The sequence below is a fragment of the Paenibacillus sp. sg306046 genome (genome assembly GCF_059821225.1).
The window spans coordinates 12,190-34,868 of the sequence record NZ_JCAMRT010000026.1 but is presented as its reverse complement, the minus strand read 5'-3'; the positions used below and the strand labels follow the sequence as shown (position 1 = coordinate 34,868).

Annotated in this window: 17 protein-coding genes; 10 read left to right on the top strand and 7 right to left on the bottom strand. The window is 57.7% G+C overall.

All coding sequences use genetic code 11. From position 1 onward, the window contains the following. The first annotated feature begins 31 nt into the window (after positions 1–31). The 6 genes from AC6ROY_RS21560 (at position 32) to AC6ROY_RS21535 (ending at position 7,830) form a co-directional block, all read left to right on the top strand. Positions 32–1,123, top strand: a complete 1,092-nt coding sequence (locus AC6ROY_RS21560; RefSeq protein WP_500102656.1) for an ATP-binding protein — start codon at positions 32–34, stop codon at positions 1,121–1,123. Continuing rightward, on the top strand, positions 1,081–3,432 hold the full coding sequence (locus AC6ROY_RS21555) for a DUF5682 family protein (RefSeq protein ID WP_500102655.1): 2,352 nt from the start codon (positions 1,081–1,083) through the stop codon (positions 3,430–3,432). The genes AC6ROY_RS21560 and AC6ROY_RS21555 overlap by 43 nt, the downstream gene beginning before the upstream one ends. Before the next feature lie 3 nt (positions 3,433–3,435). Next, positions 3,436–4,656, top strand: coding sequence for a VWA domain-containing protein (locus tag AC6ROY_RS21550; RefSeq protein WP_500102654.1), 1,221 nt, complete (start codon positions 3,436–3,438; stop codon positions 4,654–4,656). Positions 4,657–4,848: 192 nt separating this feature from the next. After that, entirely contained in the window at positions 4,849–5,277 is a 429-nt protein-coding gene (locus AC6ROY_RS21545; protein ID WP_500102653.1) for a MarR family winged helix-turn-helix transcriptional regulator, read from the top strand. A gap of 229 nt (positions 5,278–5,506) precedes the next feature. Next, a complete protein-coding gene (locus tag AC6ROY_RS21540) occupies positions 5,507–6,529 on the top strand; it encodes an NADH:flavin oxidoreductase/NADH oxidase (protein ID WP_500102652.1) in 1,023 nt (340 codons plus the stop codon). A 302-nt stretch (positions 6,530–6,831) separates the two neighbouring features. After that, entirely contained in the window at positions 6,832–7,830 is a 999-nt protein-coding gene (locus AC6ROY_RS21535; RefSeq protein ID WP_500102651.1) for an HD domain-containing phosphohydrolase, read from the top strand. Between the two features lie 67 nt (positions 7,831–7,897). Here AC6ROY_RS21535 and AC6ROY_RS21530 read toward each other — a convergent pair whose 3' ends face one another. After that, complete coding sequence (locus AC6ROY_RS21530; RefSeq protein ID WP_500102650.1) at positions 7,898–9,775, bottom strand: SLC13 family permease; 1,878 nt, start codon at positions 9,773–9,775, stop codon at positions 7,898–7,900. 538 nt (positions 9,776–10,313) lie between these two features. On the opposite strand from AC6ROY_RS21530, the gene AC6ROY_RS21525 reads away from it, so the two are divergent. The 3 genes from AC6ROY_RS21525 (at position 10,314) to AC6ROY_RS21515 (ending at position 14,666) form a co-directional block, all read left to right on the top strand. Further along, complete coding sequence (locus AC6ROY_RS21525) at positions 10,314–11,579, top strand: class I SAM-dependent methyltransferase (RefSeq protein WP_500102649.1); 1,266 nt, start codon at positions 10,314–10,316, stop codon at positions 11,577–11,579. 4 nt (positions 11,580–11,583) lie between these two features. Continuing rightward, a complete protein-coding gene (locus AC6ROY_RS21520) occupies positions 11,584–14,169 on the top strand; it encodes an AAA family ATPase (protein WP_500102648.1) in 2,586 nt (861 codons plus the stop codon). 119 nt (positions 14,170–14,288) lie between these two features. Beyond that, positions 14,289–14,666, top strand: a complete 378-nt coding sequence (locus AC6ROY_RS21515; RefSeq protein ID WP_500102647.1) for a PH domain-containing protein — start codon at positions 14,289–14,291, stop codon at positions 14,664–14,666. Positions 14,667–14,892: 226 nt separating this feature from the next. Here the strand turns inward: AC6ROY_RS21515 and AC6ROY_RS21510 are convergent, their stop codons facing one another. The 6 genes from AC6ROY_RS21510 to AC6ROY_RS21485 form a co-directional block, all read right to left on the bottom strand. Beyond that, a complete protein-coding gene (locus AC6ROY_RS21510) occupies positions 14,893–15,657 on the bottom strand; it encodes an ABC transporter permease (protein ID WP_500102646.1) in 765 nt (254 codons plus the stop codon). A gap of 40 nt (positions 15,658–15,697) precedes the next feature. Then, positions 15,698–16,468 (bottom strand): ABC transporter ATP-binding protein, encoded by a 771-nt coding sequence (locus AC6ROY_RS21505; RefSeq protein WP_500102645.1) that lies wholly within the window; start codon positions 16,466–16,468, stop codon positions 15,698–15,700. After that, on the bottom strand, positions 16,465–17,814 hold the full coding sequence (locus AC6ROY_RS21500) for an LLM class flavin-dependent oxidoreductase (protein WP_500102644.1): 1,350 nt from the start codon (positions 17,812–17,814) through the stop codon (positions 16,465–16,467). The genes AC6ROY_RS21505 and AC6ROY_RS21500 overlap by 4 nt, the downstream gene beginning before the upstream one ends. Continuing rightward, entirely contained in the window at positions 17,811–19,163 is a 1,353-nt protein-coding gene (locus AC6ROY_RS21495; protein WP_500102643.1) for an LLM class flavin-dependent oxidoreductase, read from the bottom strand. The genes AC6ROY_RS21500 and AC6ROY_RS21495 overlap by 4 nt, the downstream gene beginning before the upstream one ends. A gap of 16 nt (positions 19,164–19,179) precedes the next feature. Continuing rightward, positions 19,180–20,277 (bottom strand): aliphatic sulfonate ABC transporter substrate-binding protein, encoded by a 1,098-nt coding sequence (locus AC6ROY_RS21490; RefSeq protein WP_500102642.1) that lies wholly within the window; start codon positions 20,275–20,277, stop codon positions 19,180–19,182. A 90-nt stretch (positions 20,278–20,367) separates the two neighbouring features. Then, positions 20,368–21,591: an aminotransferase-like domain-containing protein gene (locus AC6ROY_RS21485; protein ID WP_500102641.1), complete on the bottom strand. Its 1,224-nt coding sequence runs from the start codon at positions 21,589–21,591 to the stop codon at positions 20,368–20,370. A gap of 153 nt (positions 21,592–21,744) precedes the next feature. Here AC6ROY_RS21485 and AC6ROY_RS21480 point away from each other — a divergent pair, with 153 nt between their 5' ends. Then, complete coding sequence (locus AC6ROY_RS21480) at positions 21,745–22,632, top strand: LysR family transcriptional regulator (protein WP_500102640.1); 888 nt, start codon at positions 21,745–21,747, stop codon at positions 22,630–22,632. Positions 22,633–22,679: the final 47 nt, after the last annotated feature.

The following is a 22,679-nucleotide window of genomic DNA, read 5'->3' as shown; positions in this document are numbered from 1 at the left end:
GACGGAAACAGAAGGGACAGGGATATGAGCAATGGATCAACATAAAGCGGTCGTTAGACTTCCTGCCGAGCAGCTGTATGCACGGGAGCTGGAAGCGTTGAAGCAAGAGGATAAAGCCGAAAAGCCTGCAGGCTGGCAGCTGTCGCCGCGGTCGGTGCTGACGTTTCTCACCGGGGGCAAGGCGGGGGATATCGACATTACGCCGAAATATATCGGCAACCGGCGGCTCGTCGAGATGGCGATTGCAACCCTGCTGACGGATCGGGCGCTGCTGCTGATCGGCGAGCCCGGTACGGCGAAGTCGTGGCTGTCGGAAAACTTGACTGCGGCGATTCATGGCGATTCGTCCAAGGTCATTCAGGGGACGGCCGGCACAAGCGAGGAGCAGATCCGGTATTCGTGGAACTATGCGATGCTGCTGGCGCAAGGTCCTTCGGATCAGGCGATTATTAAAAGCCCGATTTTTCGCGCGATGGAGACTGGCGGGATTGCCCGATTCGAGGAAATTTCCCGCTGCGCCTCCGAGGTGCAGGATGCGCTGATTTCGATTTTGTCGGAGAAGACGATCTCGATCGCCGAGCTGGGCCGGGAAGTATCGGCTGCTCGCGGCTTCTCGGTCATCGCTACCGCAAATACGCGCGACCGCGGCGTTAATGATATGTCGGCCGCCTTAAAGCGCCGCTTTAACATCATCGTGCTGCCTGCGCCCGCCGACATCGAGACGGAAATTGAGATCGTCCGCAAGCGGGTCGCCGAAATTTCCGCCAGCTATGAGCTGCGGGCATCGCTGCCTGAGGAGGAAGCGGTGCGCAAGGTTGTTACGATTTTCCGCGAGCTGCGCGGCGGCATGACGCTCGATGGCAAGGAGAAGGTGAAGGGGCCAAGCGGCGTCATCTCGACGGCGGAGGCGATTTCGCTGCTGACGGGCAGTATGGCGCTTGCGGGCAGCTTCGGCAGCGGCCAAATTACGGAGGAAGACATTGCCGCCGGCTTGCAGGGAGCCATCGTGAAGGATGAGGACAAGGACCGTCTCGTGTGGAAGGAATACTTGGACAATGTGATGAAAAAGCGGGGTTCGACATGGAGAAATCTGTATTACGCGTGCGCGGAGATGAACAGCTAAAGGACGGAGCTGTATATGTATTCGGCATCCGCCATTTGTCGCCGGGCGGGGCTTTCCATCTGAAGGCGTTTCTGGACCGCGTGCAGCCGACGGCTGTGCTGATCGAGGGGCCGTCCGATGCAAGCGGATATATCCGCGAGCTGACCGCTGACGGCGTCGTGCCGCCTGTCGCGCTGCTCGCTTATACCGATAAGCTGCCGGTTCGGACGCTGCTGTACCCGTATGCGGCGTATTCGCCGGAATACCAGGCGTTTCGCTGGGCGGCAGACCATGGGGCGCATGCGGCGTTTATGGATTTGCCGACCGCTCACTCCCTTGCGCTGTACGAGCTGCGGCGCGAAGCGCCGGACGATGAAGCCGGTCATGCGGATCATGCCGCGTATGTGCAGGAGCAGGCGCGGTTGTATGAACGGCTGGCGGAGCTGGCCGATGAGCCGGATTACGAAGCCTATTGGGAACGTCACTTCGAGCATAATTTGCAGGATCGGGCTTACCGCGGGGCGATCCACCGGTATTCCGCGGCTATGCGTGAGCTGACCGAGCAGCAGGAGCGGGAGCGGAAGCCCCGCGAGGCGGCCTATAACGAAATCCGCGAGGCATACATGCGGCGGGTCATCAAGGAAACGATGGAGGCCGGACATCGCCCGGACCGCATCGTTGTCGTCACGGGGGCGCATCACGTATCCGGTCTCGACCTGTCGCTGCCCGCGATGACGAATGCTCAGCTCAAGGGCCTGCCCAAAACGACCACCAAGCTGACGCTGATGCCGTATTCGTACTATAAGCTGTCCTCTCACTCCGGCTACGGGGCGGGCAACCAGGCGCCTGCTTATTATGAGCTGTTCTGGCAATGCTTGCAGCAGGGCGATCTGCATCGGCTGCCTGCGCTGTATTTGTCGCAGGTTGCCGCCCATTTGCGGACGCAGGGGACGTATCGGTCCACGGCTTCTGTGATCGAAGCGGTTCGTCTGGCCGAGGCGCTGGCTGCGATGCATGACGGCAGCCAGCCGACCTGGCGCGACCTGCGCGATGCGGCAGTCGTTTGCCTGGGCTTCGGCGAGCTGGCGGTCATTGCGGATGCGCTCGCCCGTGCGGACATCGGCACGATGATCGGCCGTCTGCCGGAGGGCGTGAGCCAGACGCCGGTGCAGGATGATTTGACAAGGCAGCTCAAGCGGTTGAAGCTGGAGAAGCACAAGTCGGCTGTCGCCAGCACGCTGGAGCTGGATTTGCGTGAAAATCGCCGTGTCAAGTCGGAGGAGTCCGCTTGGCTGGATTTGAACCGTTCGGTGCTGCTGCATCGGCTGCAGGTGCTTGGCATCAGCTTTGCCCAGAAGCAGCATGTGCATCAGGCTTCCGCTTCCTGGGCGGAGCACTGGACGCTGCAATGGACGCCGGAGGCGGAAATTCAAATCGTCGAGTCAACGCTCAAGGGCGAGACGGTTGAACTGGCCGCGGCCTTCGTGTTGAAGGAGCGGCTGGACGATTGCGCCGATATTGCGGAAGCGTCGCGTATCATCCGCATCGCCTGCGACTGCGCGCTGACGGCGCTGATGGAGCAGGCGAGGGCGGTCGTGCAAGGGCTGGCCGTCGAGGCGGCCAGCTTCGAGCAGGTCGCCGGCGCAGCTTACGAGCTGGCGGTGCTGATCCGCTACGGCTCGCTGCGGCGGATCGAGACAGAGTCGCTGCTGCCGCTGCTGGAGCAGCTGTTTCTGCGGGGGACGCTGCTGCTGATTGATGCGTCCGCATGCAATGATGCCGCCGCAAATGGGATGGTGAAGGCGATCGGACTGATGCACGGCATCGCGCAGGATCACTTCGAGACGGTCGACGATGAGCTGTGGCTTGCCCGCTTGCAGGAGCTGGCGTCGCGGGATGACCGCAATGCGAAGTTGTCCGGCGTTGCCTTCGCCATCCTGCTGGAGCGCGGCGAGCTGCCCGACGAGCATGTATCGCGCGAAGTGTCGCGCCGGCTGTCGCCGGGCATTCCGGCGGATATCGGGGCGGGCTGGTTCGAGGGGCTGTCGCTGCGCAACCGCTATGCGCTGCTGTCCCGGCTGTCGTTATGGACACAGCTGGACCTTTACATTGATTCGCTGCCGCCGGAAGCGTTCCATCGCGCGCTTGTTTTTCTGCGCCGGGCCTTCAGCACCTTCGAGCCAAGGGAACGGGCGGCGGTAGCGGAGATGCTGGGCGACGTGTGGGGAGACGGCGCAGAGCTGATCGGAGCTGTGCTGCAGCGCCCGCTTAGCGACGAAGAAAGGAAGGCGCTGGATGAGCTTAACGAATTTGACTTTGGAGACGTGTAGCTTATGAGCACAGTGGATAGCGAGAAGGTCAAACGCTGGCGGCTCATTCTCGGAGCTGCCGCCGATCAGGCGCTGCAATCGCATCATCCGGCGGCCGGAGGCTTTCTGGACGAGGAAGCCCGGCTGATGGATGAGGCGCTGGCCGCTATTTATGACGATACTTACGATCCGGCTGAGTCGGGGGGACGGAATAGCGGCGCGCGCCGGGCCGGACTGGGCGCTTCGTCGCCCAAGCTGGTCAAGTGGCTGGGCGATGTGCGCAACTTTTTCCCGCAGGACGTCGTATCGGTCATTCAATCGGATGCAATTGAGCGCAAAGGGCTGACACAGCTGCTGCTGGAGCCGGAGCTGCTGGCCAAGGTGAAGCCGGACATTCAGATGGTGGCGACGCTGATTGCGCTCAAGGGCAAAATTCCGGAGCAAACCAAGGACACGGCCCGGCAGCTTGTCCGGGCGGTGGTGGACGAGATCATGCGGCGGCTGGAGCAAAATTTGCGCCGGGCTGTAACCGGGGCGCTGAACCGCCGCCAGCATTCTCCGCTGCCTTCGGCTACCGGGCTGGACTGGAACACGACGATCCGCCGCAATCTCAAGCATTTCGATATGGAGCGCAAGCTGCTGATCCCTGAGCGGGTGTACTTTTTCGATCGGGCTCGTCGCAGCAAGGAGTGGACGGTCATTCTGGATATCGACCAGAGCGGCTCGATGGCCGGTTCGGTCATTTACGCGTCGATTATCGGGTCGATCTTCGCCAGCATGCCTGCGCTGGATACGCGGGTTGTCGCGTTCGACACCGAGGTCGTAGACTTGAGCGAGCAGTGTGCGAATGATCCGGTCGATATGCTGTTTGGCATTCAACTCGGCGGCGGGACGGACATCAACAAGTCGATTACGTATTGCGAGCAATTTGTGGCTGAGCCGAAAAAAACGTTGTTTTTGCTCATATCCGATTTATACGAGGGCGGCAACCGCACCGAAATGCTGCGCCGCTTAATCGGGATGCATGAGGCCGGGGTGAAGGTCATTTGCCTGTTGGCCTTGTCTGACGAAGGGGTGCCGTCCTATGATGAAGCGATCGCTCAAAAGCTGGCGAAGCAAGGCATTCCTTGCTTTGGCTGCACGCCGGACAAGCTGCCAGAGCTGATTGAGGGCGTGCTCAAAGGGCAGGACCTGATGCAGCTGGCCAGCCGGTCCAAGGCGGAAGCGGGCGCTGGTCAGCTGTAAGTCTCACAGCATCGCACGAACGTATGCAGCAGGGTCCGTTCGCAGTGTCGCCGTCTCAGGCGGCTGCTGCGGACGGGCTTTTTGCCTAGGCTCCGGTCCCGCTTGAGTCAGGTGTCAGCCGGGTTTTGACCGTTTTGTTGAAGCTTGATACAATAGGTGAATACTTGAGCGCAGATTGGGGCGGGGTCACACTTGGAACCTAAAAAGGACCTGTTAGATCCATGGTTAGCTTTGTCAAATATCTACTCCAACGTGACTAACGAATTGGAAATGGCTTTGCAGCAGCACTATGATTTATCTCTGAAAGAGTTTTATGTATTGCATTTTATTTCCAGTTCGGAAGGCAAGGAATTACGCTTGCAGCAGCTTCAGGAAATGGTAGGCTTGAGCCAAAGTGCGATCTCCAGGCTCGTCGTAAGAATGGAGGCGAAGGACTGCGGTGCGCTGGAACGACATATATGTGAGATGGACCGGCGCGGCATTTATACCCGAATTACGGAGTTGGGCGAAAACAAACTGCAAAGAGCAAGACAAACCTTTAGCCAGATTTTACAATCCGAGCTGCAAAAAGAGGGCTTGCAATCAGAGTTTCAGCATGTGATTCAAACATTATTTAAGTAGCGTAGAAGACACTCACAGAGGAAGAGGAGTGTCTTTTTACATGCCTGCTGCCTTAACTTGGGAACAGCCGTGACAACATCAGGGACATGCATAAACAATAGCCGAGCTCGGTGGCTTGACAGCACCTGATTTTTTCGATAAATTAAATGCATGCGCATGCTTGTATATAGTTGGTACGAAATAAAGGCCATATGCTTTTAAATTAAATAGTGAAAGGAGTCTTTCTCCTATGAAAGATTTATTTAGTCCCTATACAATTAAAGGCTTGCAATTGAAAAATCGTATCGTGATGTCGCCAATGTGCCAATATTCGGTTGCTAACAAAGACGGAGTGGCTACAGATTGGCATTACATGCACTATGTTAGCCGAGCGGTAGGCGGAGCCGGGTTTATTATAATTGAAATGACAGATGTAGAGCCGGATGGCCGTATTTCCGACTTTGATCTTGGCTTATGGTCGGATGAACAGATTCCTGCACTCAAACGGATTGTCGATGCTTGTCACAGCTACGGAGCCAAAGTGGGAATCCAGATCGCACATGCCGGACGCAAGGCGGAAGATGCTGAGGTTCCTGTAGCGCCGTCTGCCATTGCTTTTGATGAGCGTTCAAAGCAGCCTCGCGAGCTTACAACAGAAGAAGTTAAAGGATTGGTGGAGAAATTCCGTGCTGCGGTAGCCCGCGCTGTCAAGGCCGGATTCGACTCCATCGAAATTCACGGTGCCCATGGCTATTTGATTCATCAATTTCATTCTCCGCTTACGAACAAACGGAATGATGAGTATGGTCGAGATCTTACTCGATTTGGCCGTGAGGTCCTGCACGCGGCAAAGAGCGAAATGCCGGAGGACATGCCGCTTTTGATGCGTATTTCCGCCAAAGAATACGTAGAAGGCGGCTATGGTATGGAGGAAAGCATTGCTTTTGCCCAGGCCTATCAGAAAGCAGGAGTAGACCTGTTTGATATTTCATCCGGCGGTGAAGGACCGATAACTGCAGGAAGCAGACCCGGAACTCACGCGGCGTATCAAGTACCCTTGGCAAGGGCGATCAAGGAAGCGCTGAATATTCCGGTCATGGCCGTCGGAAGACTGGAAGCTCCCATTGTGGCGAATGCCGTTATCGGAAATGAAGAGGCTGATCTGGTTGCTGTGGGTAGAGGGCTGCTGAGAAATCCTTATTGGGCACTGGAAGCTGCGTCGAAATTAAACAAGGAAGCTGCGATCCCTGCACCGTATGCCACAGGCTTCTGAAATGGAATAAATCAGGATGATGGAGGCCGCAAGGCCGCCAACTCCAGCGTATCGAGAAACCCGCGTCCTGCTTCAGGAGGCTAGGGTTTCTTTTATTTTGGGACAAGCAGCCGGGACAGTCTTGCTGCGCTGTGCTCGGTGTACTATACTGTGAATTACATTTAGCTGCCTGCTTTGTCCGGCTTGCGCGGGAATCCGCCTTAGCGGACAACAGCGGGCAGCCGGCAGTAACGGAGCCTGTATAGTCTTTGTAGCCCAAAGCCTGCGAGATCAACAATAAGTGAATAAAGTGGTGGACATGGATGAACAGTATGCTGCAAACTTTGTTAGCCTTGGGTGATGCGGTGATCGTGACGGATGCGGATCACCGCATTTTGGCGGTGAATGCTGCCTATGAGCAAATTACCGGCTTTACCCTGGTTGAAATTAAGGGGCGGAAAGCCGGTATTTTACGTACCCCGCACACGCCGCAGGACACCTTCGACAAGATGAAGCAAAGCATTCATAACGGTGTGGCCTGGTCCGGCGTGTTTACGAATTGTAAACGGAGCGGCGAATTGTGGCACTCGTCCATTACGATTACGCCGTATGACATCGAGGGGAAGGCTTACTTTGTGGGCGTTTTCCGCGAGCTGGAGCGTTTGGAGAGCGGCCACTATTTGGACGAGGATCGGATGGGGCGTGTGCAGCGGTCCTTGCTCAAGGTGCTGGCCATTTCCTGCGAAATCCGCGACCCCGGCATCGAAACCCACCTGTCCAATGTGCAAGGCTTGACCAGCTTGCTGGCGGATCGCTATAACGAAGCCTGCAGCGGACAGCTGACGCCGGACAAGCTGAACCATATCGTTAATTCCAGCATTTTGCATGATATCGGGAAATCCGGCATACCGGAAGGTATTTTGTACAAGCCGGGGCCGCTCGCCGATTATGAGCGCAAGATCATTGAGATGCACACGCTGATCGGGGTCGATATTGTCGATAAAATTTTTCGCGAGCTGGATGACGAGCTGTTCGAAAGCGAGCTGACGACAGCTAAAAATATTATTTTACACCACCATGAGAAATGGGACGGCAGCGGGTATCCCCACCAGCTGCGGGCCGAGCAAATTCCGCTGGAGGCGCGGCTCGTCAGCGTCGTCGATGTGTTTGAGGCGCTGACCGCGAAACGCCCCTATAAGGAAAAGTGGAGCGTGCCGCAGGCCGTCGCTTATTTGGTGGAGCAGAAGGGCAAGCAGTTTGACGCTGCTCTGGTCGATGCGATGGTGTCTTTGTACGAGGACGGGCTGCTTGCAGGGCAGTAGCTCGCAGGCGAACGCGTACGCTGTTCATCGTACATTCATGCGGCATCACCCAAACGTCATCCGAACGTCATCCGAACGGAAAAAATACCGGCAGCAGCGCGACCATCGCTATGCCGAGCAGCAATTGCAGCGGCAGGCCAACCTTGACATAGTCCATAAAGCTGTAGCGGCCCGCCGCCATCACGAGCGCATTGGGCGGCGTTGAAAACGGGACGGCAAAGCACATGCTGGCGGCGATTGCGACGGCGAACAAATACGGCAGCGGGCTAACGCCCAAATGGACAGCCGCCGATAGCGCAATCGGCGCGAATAAAATTGCGCAGGCGGTGTTGCTGATGAACAAGGTCAGCAGCGAGGTGGTGAAATAAATACCGGCGAGCAGCGCAAGCGGGCCGAATCCGCCGAGCGAGGCAACCAGCTGCTCGGACAGCAGCGCTGCTGCGCCCGTTTTTTCAATCGCCACGGACATGGGAATCATCCCGCCAATCAGCACGATGCTTTCCCAGTTAATGGTCTTGTACGCCTCTTCCATGCTGCGCAGACAGCCGGTTATGACCATCAGCACGGCAGCGATCAGGACGGAGACGACGGCCGGGAATACCTCGACGATCATCAGGACGACCATCAGCAGCATAATGGCGGCAGCCAGCGGCGCCTTGTGATTCATCGGTACGGAAGCAGCGGTGTCCAGCGGCTGTCCGACCACGACGACATCATACGTTTCCTGCGCCAGCCGGGCGATGTTGCTCCACGTTCCTTGAATAAGCAGCGCATCTCCGAAACGAATGCGTTCCTCCTTCAACTCATGCAGCACATATTCGCCCTTCCGCTGAATGCCAAGGATGTTGATCTGGTATCGCTCGCGAAAGCCCGTATGCTTCACCAGCAGATGAATGAGCCGGGAATTGGGTGGCAGCAGCACCTCGGCAATTCCGGTTTGGCGGGAGGCGAAGCGATCGGTCTGCAGCTCGTGGCTCGACCGCTCCGCAGTTTGATGGTCCAGCAGCCTCAGGCTCTGGGAATGGGCAAATGCTTCAACCCGCTCGAAGCTGCCGTACACATACAAAATATCGTCTTGGTGAACAATGGTGGCCGGTCCCGCGATTTCCTGACGGATCGTTTTGAAAAACGGATTTTTGGCCGAGCTTTGGCGTCGAATTTCGATCAGATGGACGTGATGCATATTCGGAATATCCAGCTCGCGCAGCGATTTATCCGTCAAGGGAGAATCCGGCCCGACCTGGACGCGGAATAAATTTTGCGCAAGCTGGTATTGGCGGGCCAGCTCATTCAGCGAACGGCTCTGCCGTTTGAGCCGCCCGGACGCATCGGCTTCCTTGGGCAGCAGCAAGCGGCTCAGCAGCGCGGTTAGCACCGTGCCGATGGTGAGGCAGACGAGTCCGATCGGCGCAAAGGAGAAAAAGGACAGTCCGGCCAGCCCGGCCTCCTGCAGCGTTTCACTGATCACGAGATTGGGCGGCGTGCCGATCAGCGTCAAGGTGCCGCCGAAGCTGCTGGCGAAGGCCAGCGGCATCAGCAGCCGGCCGGCTCCGATCCCGGCGCCTGCTGCCAGGCTGACGACAATCGGCAGCATGACGGCTACCGTGCCGGTATTGCTGACAAACGCGCCGATGGCCGAGGTGGCGAGCATCACCGTAATCAGCAGCCGGGTTTCGTGGGGTCCAGCCAGCTTCAGCATGCGGCTGCTGGCCATTTTCGCCAGCCCGGTGTGAAAAATGCCGCCGCCGACTACAAATAGACCGATCATCATCACGACCACCGGACTCGCGAACCCGGATAGCGCTTCGGCCGGGCTGAGTATGCCGCATACGACGAGTAAAATAAGCGCGCATACCGCGACCAGATCAGAGCGAACCTTGCCGCTCATAAACAAGACGGCTGCCGCAGCGAGTAATGCCAGCGTAATGATCATGGGCATCGTCATGACATCGTGAGCTCCTCTCTTGGGCTGTTTTTCTATATTATAGTAGCACAGGGGCATCCGGCAGGAGTTGAACAAAAATCGACGATTCAGGGTCGGGCCTGATTGTTTATTGCGCTTCGCCATACTTTCGCCCTGTTCAGCTGCCGGTGCATCGGCGAAAATAAACAGGTGACGGATTGCCGCGCGTTATTCATGATAAGTTGAAGGAGGGGTGATGAGTGATGAAACCAGCAGTCGAACAGCTGTATGCTGCTTACAATCAGTATCGTGAGAATTTGGAGCTAAGCTATGCGGATGATCGACATCCGGCGCTAAGTTCTGATTTCGTGCGGCTGTTCGTTCTGACGTTTCCTGCTCATCGACCTTCCCGGCTTCTGTCTGCAAGCGGAGGATCGGCTAACTTTGCGTATTGCCGGCAGAGATAGCTGCAGCCTGCCGTTTGGTATCAGTGGTGAATTTCCGGCTATGGACGATGGAGTCCATAGCCTTTTTGTATTCCAGAGTTTACAAGCTTTATTTCGCGAAGGAGGTTGTCAGGATGGCTATTGTGCAGTTGCGGTCCACGAACCCGCAGCTTTCATTTATCATCAAGAAAAACCCGAGCTCCGGCATGCTGCTCCGCTCGATCCGCAAGGGGATCGCGTACGGCTGGTACACGGATGCGACGACGTTTAATGTGTATTTCAAGGACGCGGACAATGAAGTTTCATACAAGCAGCAGGCGCAGGAGGAGTTCGAATACCTGAACGTTTCCCGTTATAATACGCCGCTATTTCCGCTGAATGCGATCAATGAATTTTTCTCAACGCCGCTCAAAGAGCAGGATGCGAGGGATACGGACGGCTGCGAGCAGACGTTTTTTATCAATATGATCCATGTGGAGCGGGTGCGGTATGTGGAGCTGTTCAGCCAGCATCTGAAGGAGTTTACCTTCGAGCTGGAGCATCGTGCGCACAAAAGCTACGCGTTAACCGTGCGGACGAAGCGCAGCCTGTACCAACTGCTGCATGTCGTCAGCGTGCTCTGCTTGTTTCTGGCGATGTTTGGCGAGGAGCAGCTTGATATTTCCGACAGCATCCTGGATAAATATATTCGCAGCATTCGGATCATCGACGCGCCGTTTTATATTCGCAGCTTGTTTGCCCGCCACTTCCTGTCGTCCCGGGATCGCTTCCGCACGTACAAGGGCGAGCTGGCGCAGACGGACCGCTACACGATTCAATTTGAGTTCGGCGGGACGGGCATGCAGCGCCGATCGTATATCGGCGGCATGCTGCCGTTTAACAAGTCGATTCTGGATGTCGGCTGCGGCGAAGGCTTCTATGCCATTCCGTTTGCAGGCAAGCTGGAGGACAGCTATTATGCCATTGATATTAATGAAGAATTGCTGGAGACGGTACAGCGCAAAGCGCAGGCCAAGGAGCTGGACAATGTGGCGACCTTCGCTTCGCTGGACCGGTTTCTGGAGCAATACAACGGTGAACAGGTCGATGTGATCGTGAGCGAGGTGATCGAGCATATGAGCCTGGAGGAGGCGCGTGCGCTGCTTCGGGACATTTGCGATCGCGTGAGCTTCGAGCAGTGCATCGTTACGACGCCGAATGCGGATTTTAACCGCTACTACGAGCTGGACGGCTTCCGGCATGACGATCACAAGTGGGAGCTGGGCGAGGCGGATTTCCGGCAATGGCTGGAGGAAACGATGCAGGACCGCGAGCTGGAGCATGAGTTCCTTGCAATCGGCGAAGGCGTAAATGACATTCGTACGACACAAGGCGTTATTTTGCGGCGCAAGGGGGCGTAAAGAAGTGCAGCTTACAACAAAGATTCATACGATTTTCCTGCTGGTCGGTCCGACGGAATGCGGCAAGTCCACCTTCGTCCGCGAGGTGCTGGTTCCTCAGCTGCGGTTCGAGGCGGCCGGGCAGCAGCTGAAGGCCAACGTGCAGGTGATTTCATCCGACCGGATCAGGCAAGAGCTTCTGGGCTTCGATCACGATAAATACGACCAGGTGATGCTGGAAGCAAGCGAGCAGGCGTTCCGGCTGCTATTCGAGCGCTTGAAGCTGGCGGCAGCCTTCCCGGTGAATGCGGAGTTTATAATTGTGGATACGACCGGACTGGCAGAGGAATTCCGCGCGGAGGTCCGGAAAATCGCTCAGGAGCAGCATTACAACGTGGAAGTCATCCTGTTTGACTACCGCAAGCGTGACGATTACTATGCGTCCGAGCGCTCCAAGCGGCTCATTACGAATCATATTAACCGGCTGCGCAAGGACGTGCTTGGCTCGCTCGCCCGTGAAGGCTATGACGCGGTGCATCGGGTGCGAGCCAAAGATTTTTATCGCCCGGAGGAAGGTGCGCCGAACCCGGATTACGAGGTGCGCATCGCCAATCTCGACGACTATTTGGCGGCGATCTTGCCGCGCAATCAGCGCTACATCGTCATCGGCGACGTGCATGAGTGTGTGGATGCGCTGCAAGGCTTGCTGCTCAGCTACGGCTACAAGCTGCAGGACGGCAAGCTGCTGGCCGGGGACAAGCTGCGGCATACGAAGCTGCTTCTCGCCGGAGACTGGATTGACAAGGGGAAAAATTCCCGCGCGATCATTGAATTTTTGTATGACAACCGTGAGCATTTTCGGTTTGTGCTCGGCAACCATGAGAACTTTGTCTACAAATATATGAAGGGCGAAGTGTCCGGCGTGGACCCGCAGCTGCTGGAATCATATTTCGACTCGACGCAGGTGCTGGCGCAGGACGCCGAGCTGCTGAATAAATTCAACCTGCTGGTCGAGCAGGCCAAGCCGTTCTACCGCTATATCGGCGTGGACAGCCCGTCCTTCTACGTCACCCACGCGCCATGCCGGAACAAATATATCGGCAAGCTGGACGCTTATGCGGCCCGCCATCAGCGCAGCTTCCGACTGGACCGCGGCGAGTCGGCGGAGCAGCAGCTTGCCTTTGTGCAGGAGGAAGCGGTAAAAAACCATCCGTACCATCTGTTCGGCCACATTGCCGCCAAGCAGGCGTTCCGGGTGAAAAACAAGCTGCATCTGGATACAGGCAGCGTGTACGGCAACCAGCTTACCTCGGTGGTGATCGGCTACAAGCCGCTGTTCAAGTCATTTCGCTCGACGCAGGCGGCGGTCGCCGAGGAGCTGCCGGTACTGTTTCAGGCGGAGCGCAAGGTGTCCATTCACGATCTGGACGAAGAGGCGGTGCGTCGTCTCCGCTACATCTCGCGCAGCGGTGTCAACTTTATTTCCGGCACGATGTCTCCGGCGGATAAGGACGAGGCGGCGGGAGAGCTGGAGTCGCTGAGGCAAGGATTGGCTTATTTTGAGGAGCGCGGGGTTCAACAGGTCGTGCTGCAGCCCAAGTATATGGGCTCACGCTGCAACATTTACCTGCACAAGGAGCTGGAGCGGTGCTACGCGGTCAGCCGCAACGGCTACCGGATTCGGCAAGTGGAGCTGACGGGCATTTACGAAGGGCTGCTGGCCCGCTTCGGCTCGTACATGGCGGAGCAGGGGATCGAGCTGCTGCTGCTCGACGGGGAGCTGCTGCCGTGGAAGGCGCTTGGCGACGGCTTGATTGAACGCCAGTTTAAGCCGATCGGGCAAGCGCTGGAAAGCGAGCTGGCCTTGCTGCAGCAGCATGGCTTCCAGCAGGCATGGGAGCAGCTGGCCTCGGGCTATAAGGCGAGCGGCTTCGAGAAGGATCAGCATCAGATGGCGAAGGGAGCGCTGAGCGACAAATACGGGGCCAGCGTTTACCAGAACTACAAGCATCTGCACGAGCTGCTGGCGGTTCATGTGCCGGTGGAGGAGCATATGCGGGCATACGCGACCTACAAGCGGCAGCTCGACATTTACGCCGGGGACGGGGAGCTGGTCTACAAGCCGTTTGCGCTGCTGAAAATGGTTCTGGACAGCGGGGAGGAGCGGCGTCCTGACTGGACGACGTCGGCGATGTACCGCTTCCTGTCCGACGATGAGCATGTGCTGCTGGACTTGTCCGCGCCGGACGCTTGCGAGTTGGCTGAGCAATTTTTCTCCAGGCTGACCGTCGGGCAGCATATGGAGGGGGTCGTGATCAAGCCGGAGCTGCCGACGGACGAAGCCGTGCCGTTTATGAAGGTGCGCAATCCGGAATACTTGTCGATTATTTACGGCTATGATTACAAATTTCCTCATAAGTACCGGAAGCTGCTGAAGCAGAAAAATATCCGGACCAAGCTGCGTACCTCCATGAATGAGCACCGGCTTGGCGAGCGAATGCTGGCGGTGAGGCTGGCTGAGATTGCGCCGGAGCATGACGCTTACCGGGAGGCGGCGGTTGGCCTGCTCGTGGAGACGGCGAAGGAGCGGGAGCTTGACCCGAGGCTGTAGACGGCGCAGGGCAGCCTGAAATTTTTGGAAGAGAATGCCCCGTAGACAGGTTTGTGCTTTATAATGGAGGGAGCGGCTGGAGGCCAGCCGACCAGATCATTTATGCGGGAGGGGATCGCGTGGGATTATTCGATGCGTTGATGGGAAATGCGTCCGAGCTGAAGCTGGAGGACGTGCAGAAGGAATTTGCCCATGTGCTGGCAAGAACAGAGCGGGTGGAGAAGGCGTATAAGCTGATTCGCGACTTGTTTGTGTTCACGAACAGCAGGCTTATTTTGATCGACAAGCAGGGGATGACCGGCAAAAAGATGGAATTCCACTCCATTCCGTACAAAAGCATCACCCACTTCAGCATCGAAACGGCGGGTACCTTCGACCTGGATGCGGAGCTGAAAATCTGGATTTCCGGCACACCGGCCCCGCTGATGAAGAAGTTTAACAAAAGCTTGAACATTTACGAGCTGCAAAGCGTGCTGGCCGAATACGTGCTGAAGTAGGCCACAAAGCCGAAAAGCCGAAAAGAAAAGCCCCCCGTGTTCACGTTGTTGTGGAGCGGAGGGCTTTTCGCGCAGGCGGGACAGAGCATCGGTTCCTGTTCGTTCTACGATTTTAATCGCTCATAGGCAGGATCTCCGCATGCTCCTCGCATCCATCCGCAGCCATGCCAGAACATCCTGTTGATTTTCTGCGGATACGGTATGGTTGGTCGGCAGCCGGGAGGTATCATCCCCCGTAGTTATCCTGCCAGCGCAGCAGCTTGCGCTCCAGCAGGCGCACCAGCGAGTCGGCCAGCTTGCCGACCGTGGCGAAGACGAGGATGCCGACAAATACGGCTCCAGTCCGCACGTAGGAGCGCGCATCCTGGATCAGATAGCCGACGCCGCTGTCTGCGCCCATCAGCTCGGCCACCACGAGACACAGCCAGGCAATGCTCAGCGACAGCCTGAGTCCCAGCAGCACGTTCGGCAGGGCAGCGGGGAGCATCAGCTTCGTCGCCTGCTTGAAGCGGCTGAACTCCAGCACCCGAGCGACATCGTACAGCTTCTTGTCCACATTCCGTACGCCCAGAAACGTATTGACATAAAGCGGGAAGAAGGCCCCCATCGCAATCAGCAGCACCTTGGACAGCTCGCCGAAGCCGAACCATAGGATAAACAACGGCGTAATGGAAAGCAGTGGTACAGTACGCAGCATTTGCACGGGCGGATCGACCAGCTCTTCGACATGCACATACATGCCCACCAGCAGACCGATCAGCAGGCCCAGCGTCCCTCCAAGCAAAAAGCCCAGCGCAGCGCGGGCGACACTGATGCGGATGTGAAGAAGCAGCTCCCCGGACACGATCATGCTGTAGAAGTCCCCGAAGATGGAGCTGGGTGCAGGAAACAGCTTGGGGTCGGCAGCGCCCGTCAGAGAGGCCCCCTGCCAGACAAGCAGCACGAGGACGGGGATTATGGCCCCTTTCCACCATTTTCGCGATTTTTTCATACGGTCTCCTTTAATCGGGTCTAGCATCGGTGTAATATTCTTAAATCGACCAGCTTTCCTCCGCGTCCCCGGTCAGCTCCAGTACCCGCTGCGCCTGCATCCGCAGCTCTTGAAAGCCGGCGCCGTAACGCGTGCGCGGGTAGGGTAAATCATTGGACAGCACCTGCTTCACCCGTCCCGGACGGGCGTCCATGACCACGATTTTTTCCGCCAGGAAGACGGCCTCGTCCAGATCATGGGTAACCAGCAGCATCGTGGTGCGGTTTGTCCGCCAAATATCGAGCAGCGCCTCCTGCATATGCGCACGCGTGAACGCGTCAAGCGCGCCGAACGGCTCGTCCAGCAGCAGCACCTGGGGGCGCCGCATCAGCGCCCGGGCGATGGCGACCCGTTGGGACATCCCGCCGGACAGCTCCTTAGGGTATGCCCGTTCAAAGCCGTTCAGTCGAACCAACTCGATCATCTCGTCCACCCGCCGGCGGACGTCCTTGCTGCGCAGCGACTGGTCCGCCGCGATGTTTTCTTCGACCGTCAGCCAAGGGAATAGCCGATGCTCCTGAAAAATAAATCCTTTATGGCGGCTGGGACCGCCGACATTCGTCCCATTTAGCAGCACGGTGCCTTCATACTCGGAATCAAGCCCGGCAATGATTTTCAGCAGGGTGCTTTTCCCGCAGCCGCTCGGGCCGATGATGGTGACGAATTGCCCCGGGCTGATGCTCAGGTGAATGTCGGCGAGCACGTGATTGGTTTCGGCGGCATGGAAGCTTTTGTTTACTGCGGTTAACTCAAGCCGGCCTGTTGCGCTCATGCCTTCGCCTCGCTTGCCGCTTCAGCATACCGGCTGACAGGGCGGGGGAGACCCAGATTTTCCCGCAGGGTGCGTCCCTCGTATTCGGTGCGGAACAGGCCGCGCTGCCGAAGCAGCGGAATCACCTTGTCGACGAACTCGTCCAGCCCGCCGGGCATGAAGGGAGGCATGATGTTAAAGCCGTCGGCCGCCTCCTCGTCCAGCCATTGCTCCATGCGGTGCGCAATTTGCTCCGGCGTGCCGATCACGGTCAGATGTCCGCGCGCCGATGCAAAGCGCAAATAGACTTCACGGACGGTCAAGCCTTCTTTCCTTGCAGTTTCCGTTACCAGTTGAAAGCGGCTGCGGGTCCCTTCAGCGTCCTGAAGCTCGGGAAACGGCTCGTCATCGGCATACCCCGACAGGTCGATATTATCGAACACGCCGCCGAGCAAAGCGGTTCCGATCCGGCGATCGACCAAATCCTGAAGCTGCTGAAAGCGCGCCCCGGCTTCTTCGCTCGTGTCTCCGATGATCGGGAACAGGCCCGGCATAATTTTAATCGCGTCCGCCGAACGGCCCTCGGCTGCAGCAAGCTGCTTGACCTGCTTATAAAACTGCTTGGCCGACTCGATATGGTTTTGCACCGTGAAGACGACATCAGCATGCTTGGACGCAAGCTTCTGCCCGGTGCCGGAGGAGCCCGCCTGGATGATGACGGGTCGTCCCTGCACCGGCCGGGCAACGTTCAGCGGTCCTTGCACCGAGAAGAACTTCCCCTCGTGATTCAGCACATGAACCTTCTCCGCGTCAAAGTATTGCCCGCTTTCCTTGTCGGCCTGAACGGCATCCTCCTCCCAGCTATCCCACAAGCCGGCCGCTACCTGTACAAACTCATCGGCCCGGTCGTAGCGCAGCTCGTGATCCAAAATGTGCTGCTGTCCGAAATTGCGCGCTTCGTCATGCAGTGCCGAGGTGACCACGTTCCAGGCTGCCCGCCCGCCGCTAATGTGGTCCAGCGAGGCGAACTTGCGCGCTGCGTGGTATGGCTCGTTAAAGGTCGTGGACAGCGTGGCGGCCAGGCCGATATGCTCGGTGACGGCGGCGAGATTCGCAAGCAGCGTCAACGGCTCCAGCTTGCCGTAACGATCCGTCAGCGCCGACTTGAACGGCAGCGGGACGGCCAGATCGTCCGCCAGAAAAAGGAGGTCGAACGTGCCGCGCTCCGCGGTTCGGGCCAGCTGCTGGTAATAGCGGACGTTGTGGCTTTGTCCGGTCGCCGTCTCGGGATGCCTCCAGGCGGCCGCGTGGTGTCCGGTGCTTTGAATAAACAGTCCCAGCCTTAATTGCTTGCCTGTTGCGCTCATCGGGCGGCCTCCTCATGTGCGGAGCGGGCGCCCGCAGCGAATTGGCTGACCGGATGCTCCAGTCCCAAATGCTCCCGCAGCGTACGCCCGGTATATTCGGTACGGAACAAGCCTCTGCGTTGAAGAACGGGGACGACCTGATCCACGAATTCGGCCATTCCTCCGGGCAGCAGCGGCGGCATGATGTTGAACCCGTCGCAGGCGGCGCTGCGGAACCAGTCCTCCATAAGATCGGCGATCTGCTCAGGCGTTCCCGTGACCTTCATATGCCCCCGCGCGACGGCGAAATGCAGACCCAGCTCACGGATCGTCTGCTTCGTCCGCCGGGCTGTCTCCACAATGATCCTCGCCCGGCTTGTGTTGCCTTCGAGGTTGATATCAGGCAGCTCCTCGTCAAGCGGGCAGCCGGACAGGTCGACATTCAGCATCCGCGACAAATAGGTGACGCCGGCCTCCGGCAAAATCAGCTCGTAAAACTCTTCTTCCCGCGCTTTGGCCTCCGCTTCGGTCGCACCGACGAAAACCATCAGGCCGGGCATAATTTTCACCTCGCCGGGGGTTCGTCCGAATTCGGGCAGCAAGCCCTTCACCTGGCGATAAAAGCGGATCGCTTCCTCCTTATCCTCACATGCTGTAAAAATAATATCCGCGCCGCGCGCCGCAAACCGCGAGCCGGCAGGCGAGGTCCCGGCCTGAATGATCACCGGGCGGCCCTGCGGGGAACGGGGGATGTTGAGCGGGCCCAGCACGGAGAAGGAAGCGCCGCGATGCTCCAGCAGGTGCACCTTCTCCTTGTCGGCGAACACGCCGCCTTCTTTATCCCACACAAGCGCATCATCCTCCCAGCTATCCCAGAGCGCGTTCGCCACATCGAGAAACTCCTGCGCCCGTTCGTATCTGGAGCCATGCTCCGGCAGCTTGTCCATGCTGTAGTTGAGAGCATCGCCTTCCTTCGTGGAGGTGACGACGTTCCAGGCTGCGCGTCCCCGGCTGAGATGATCCAGCGTCGAAAAACGTCTGGCGACATTATACGGGTCGTTGAAGGTGGTGGACACGGTCGCAGCCAGTCCGATTTTGTCCGTGACCGCAGCTAGAGCGCCGATGACCGCCGTAGCTTCCGGGTACACAAAGCGGGCGCTCGATTCGGCATCGCTCAGCGGAATCGAGCCGGAGTCGGCCAGGAACAGCATGTCCAGCTTGCCGCGTTCAGCGCTGGCCGCCAGCTCCTTGTAAAAGTCCAGGCTAATGATTTCGCTTGTATCTGTCTTGGGATGACGCCACGCGGCAAAGTGATGCCCGAAGGTAAAGACAAAGGCGCCTAAATTCATTTGTTCGTTAGATTGCTTCATCTGCCATACACGTCCTTTATTTAGTAGCGGCTCCCGCCTTCAGTTCCTTCAACGCCTTCTCCACAAAGGAATTGTCGATGACCTTGGAGACGTCCACTTTCTTTTTGATTTCGCCCAGCTCAAACATGAGATCGGCCGTTTGCTGCTGGAATTTGGTAGCCTCCGCTGAAATCGGCAGGTTGGTTGCCTCCGAGCTAGGGTTGGCCATGGAGATGCGGATCGTGTCCTTGCTCAAATTTCTTACTTTGGCATTCAGGTCGATCGCTTCCTCCAGATTCGCTTTTTGCCAGTCGATGGACCGTTGGTAAGCCTTGAGGAATGCGCCGACCAGCTCAGGGTACTTGTCCGCGAATTCGGTGCGGGCCATCACATAGCCGGGAGTGAAAATGCCCAAGGTTTTCGATTCCGCGACGATGCGGGAATTGCCGCTGCTTGTTTCCTGGCTGCGGTACGGCTCAAAGATCACCCAGGCGTCGACTTTACCGCCCTGGTAGGCGGCCTGCGCATCGCTTGGCTGAAGATTCACAAGCTTCACGTCGTTCGGCGAGATGCCTTCTTTTTTCAACGCGTGCTGAAGGAGGCCCCACGAGCTGCTTCCTTTGGCGACGGCGATTGTCTTGCCCTTCAAGTCCTTCACGGATTGAATCGCGCTGCCCTTCGGCACGAGAATCGCGTCCGGCGCGCCGCTGCTGCCTTCTGCAATCGCCTTGAACCCGATGTCGGCCGCCTGGGCGGTAATGGTGCCGATATAGCCGGTGCGGACAATGTCCAGCCGTCCTGCGGCAAGGGCTTCATTGTACTGCGAGGCGCTGGCGAGCGTCTGAAATTCCACGGTTGCGCCGTATTTGGCCAGCTCCTCGGCAAACCAGCCTTTTTCCTTCCCGGTCACCATCGGGCCGACCTGACTGCCTTCGAGACGGACAACCACGCCCTTGTATTTGTTCGCATCGGCTGATGGGGAGGGAGAAGCGGACTGCGGGCTGGCCGAAGCCTTCGCATCCGTCGCAGCTCCGGTGCTGCCCGAGGTTGCAGGCTTGCTGCTGCAAGCAGCCAGCATGAGCGCAAGGGCGGTAAAAATTAACACAACTAGCGCTGTCGTTCGATGAGTGTTCATGAGTAATCCTCCCAGTGGTGGTCAGGTTGCCACCTGATGAATGTTAGCGTGCTGCTCCGGCTTGTTTGCCGACCTGTGAGCTTCAACGGGTTATGCCTGAGGGCGGGCTGTCCGCTCCGCGACATAAGCCTCGTAAGCATCGGCCAGCCGGATGACGCCCAGCTCCAGCGCTGCTTCCTCGCAGTAGCTGAAGGACAGCCGGGCGTAATGCGCCCCGTCGTCCGGCGACAAATAAAACTGGCGGCCGTCAATGAAGCTGACTCCCCGCTCCGCGGCATAACGAACCAGCTCGCCGGTGTCCACGGTTTCGCCGAACCGCAGCCAGACGAAGAAGCCGCCCTGCGGAATTGCATAGTCGACCACTGCGCCCAGATGCTTGTCCAGCGCGGCAAGCAGGCTGTCACGCTGGCGGCGATAGCGGTCGATCAGGCTGCCGATGTGCTCCTCCAGGGAATAGCTCTGCAATAAATTGCCGACAATTTGCTGGGTAAATACGCTGGCGCGGCTGCCGTGGAAAAACGTCCCCAGCTTGCCGATCGTTTCCTTCGCGGCAATGGCCCAGCCGACCCGAATGCCAGGCGCGATCGTTTTGGAGAAGGTGCCGAGATAAATCGTCCGCTGCGGAGCCGAGGCGTAAATCGCCGGCAAATAGCTGTCTTCGAAATTGAGCTCCGAGTAGGCGTCATCTTCGAGGATGAAGAAATTGTAGGCTTCGGCCAGCTCGGCGAGCCGCTTGCGTCGTTCGGCTGACAGGCTGACGCCGCCCGGATTATGGTAATTCGGGATGCAGTACAGCAGCTTCGGCAGCGGCTCGTTTGCGCGGACCGCTTGCTTCAGCGCTTCCTCCACCAGATCAACTCGCAAGCCGTCCGCGTCGATCGGAAAGGACGTCAGCTTCGCTTCGCTGGCGCGAAACGTATTCAAGGCGCCGAAGAAGGTGGGCGACTCGACCCAGACCGAGTCCCCCGGCTCCAGAATCGCCCGGCAAGCAAAGTCAATCGCTTGGCCGGAGCCATAGGTGACAAGCACATGTTCCGGCACCGCCTGAATCCCCCGCAAGCTGGAACGGGCGGCGATCCAGGAGCGAACGATGTCCGGGCCATCCGCCCCGGCGTACTGCAGGGCGGCAGGGCCTTGCACCAAAATCGCTTGCGTAGCCGCCAGCTGGAGCGCTTCGTAAGGAAAAGCGCTTGAGACGGGAGAGCCGTAGGAGAGCGGCACGACATCGTTTCGAATTGCCGCCTGCGCGGCCCCCATCGGCGCTGACTGCGGAACTCGTTTAGCAAACACAAACGGAGCAAGTGTCTCGCTCATCTTGATGGTCACCCCTTTCAATTCTATCAAAACATTATTTTCCGATAGTTTTTTACGGAATTAATGATTGAATTGTGACATATTCCGACTTAGAATGTAAAATATAAAAACTTAATGATTGCATAACTACGACCTATGACAGGGGGTTCAGACATGCGGATCGAGCAGCTGCGTTATTTGGTCGAGGTCGCAAATCAAGGTTCCATTACGTTGGCGGCGGAGAAGCTTCACTTGTCGCAACCGAATATCAGCAATTCGATTACCGCGCTGGAGAATGAAATCGGCGTAGCCATTTTCACCCGCACCCGCTCAGGAACTCGTCCGACGGTCGTGGGCCAAAATTTGATTCAGATGGCGGAGGAAATTTTGGGCAAATGGGACCAATTTACGGAGGCGGCGAAGGTGAACAGCTCGCTTGTGAATGAGCGGCTAGTCATCGGGGCAACCTTCGGGGCGTGCACGAGCTTTTTGCCCAAGCTGTTGACCAGCTACTCCGAGAAATACCCGCTTGTGGGGCTGGAAATTATCGAAAGCCGTCCGGCCGAAATCGAGGAGCGGCTGCTGGCAGGTGATTGGGACCTCGGCCTGATTGGCACGCCCGAGGAGATGACCTTTAAAAATCTGGTGACGGAGCCGTTTCTGACATGCCGCATTATGGCTTGCGTAGGGGGAAAGTCGCCGATGGCCGCCAAAAAAAGCTTGTCGATGGAGGAAATTATCAAGCATCCCATTATCGGCACCTCCGAGCATATTCGGGAGGAGCTGCAGCGCTACGGGCCGATTCGGGAAATGTTCTATTCCAAGCATTCCGAGGTTTCCAAGCGGGTCATTAGCGAAGGGCTGGGCATTGGCTTTTATTTGGATATTTCGCTGAAAAATGATCCCTACGTCATCAACGGCAATATTGTGCCGATTCCTTTGCAGGTGGAGTATCCGGTATGGTTTTATTGGCTTCACGCGAAGAAGAAGCTGTCGCTTGCCAGTGAAACGTTTCTGAAGGAGCTGCATGCGCTTGTTCCTCAGCTCGTGGGACGTATGTAACGGAGAGGTCTGCTGAGCATATAAAAAAAGCCGGATTCACGGAGCGC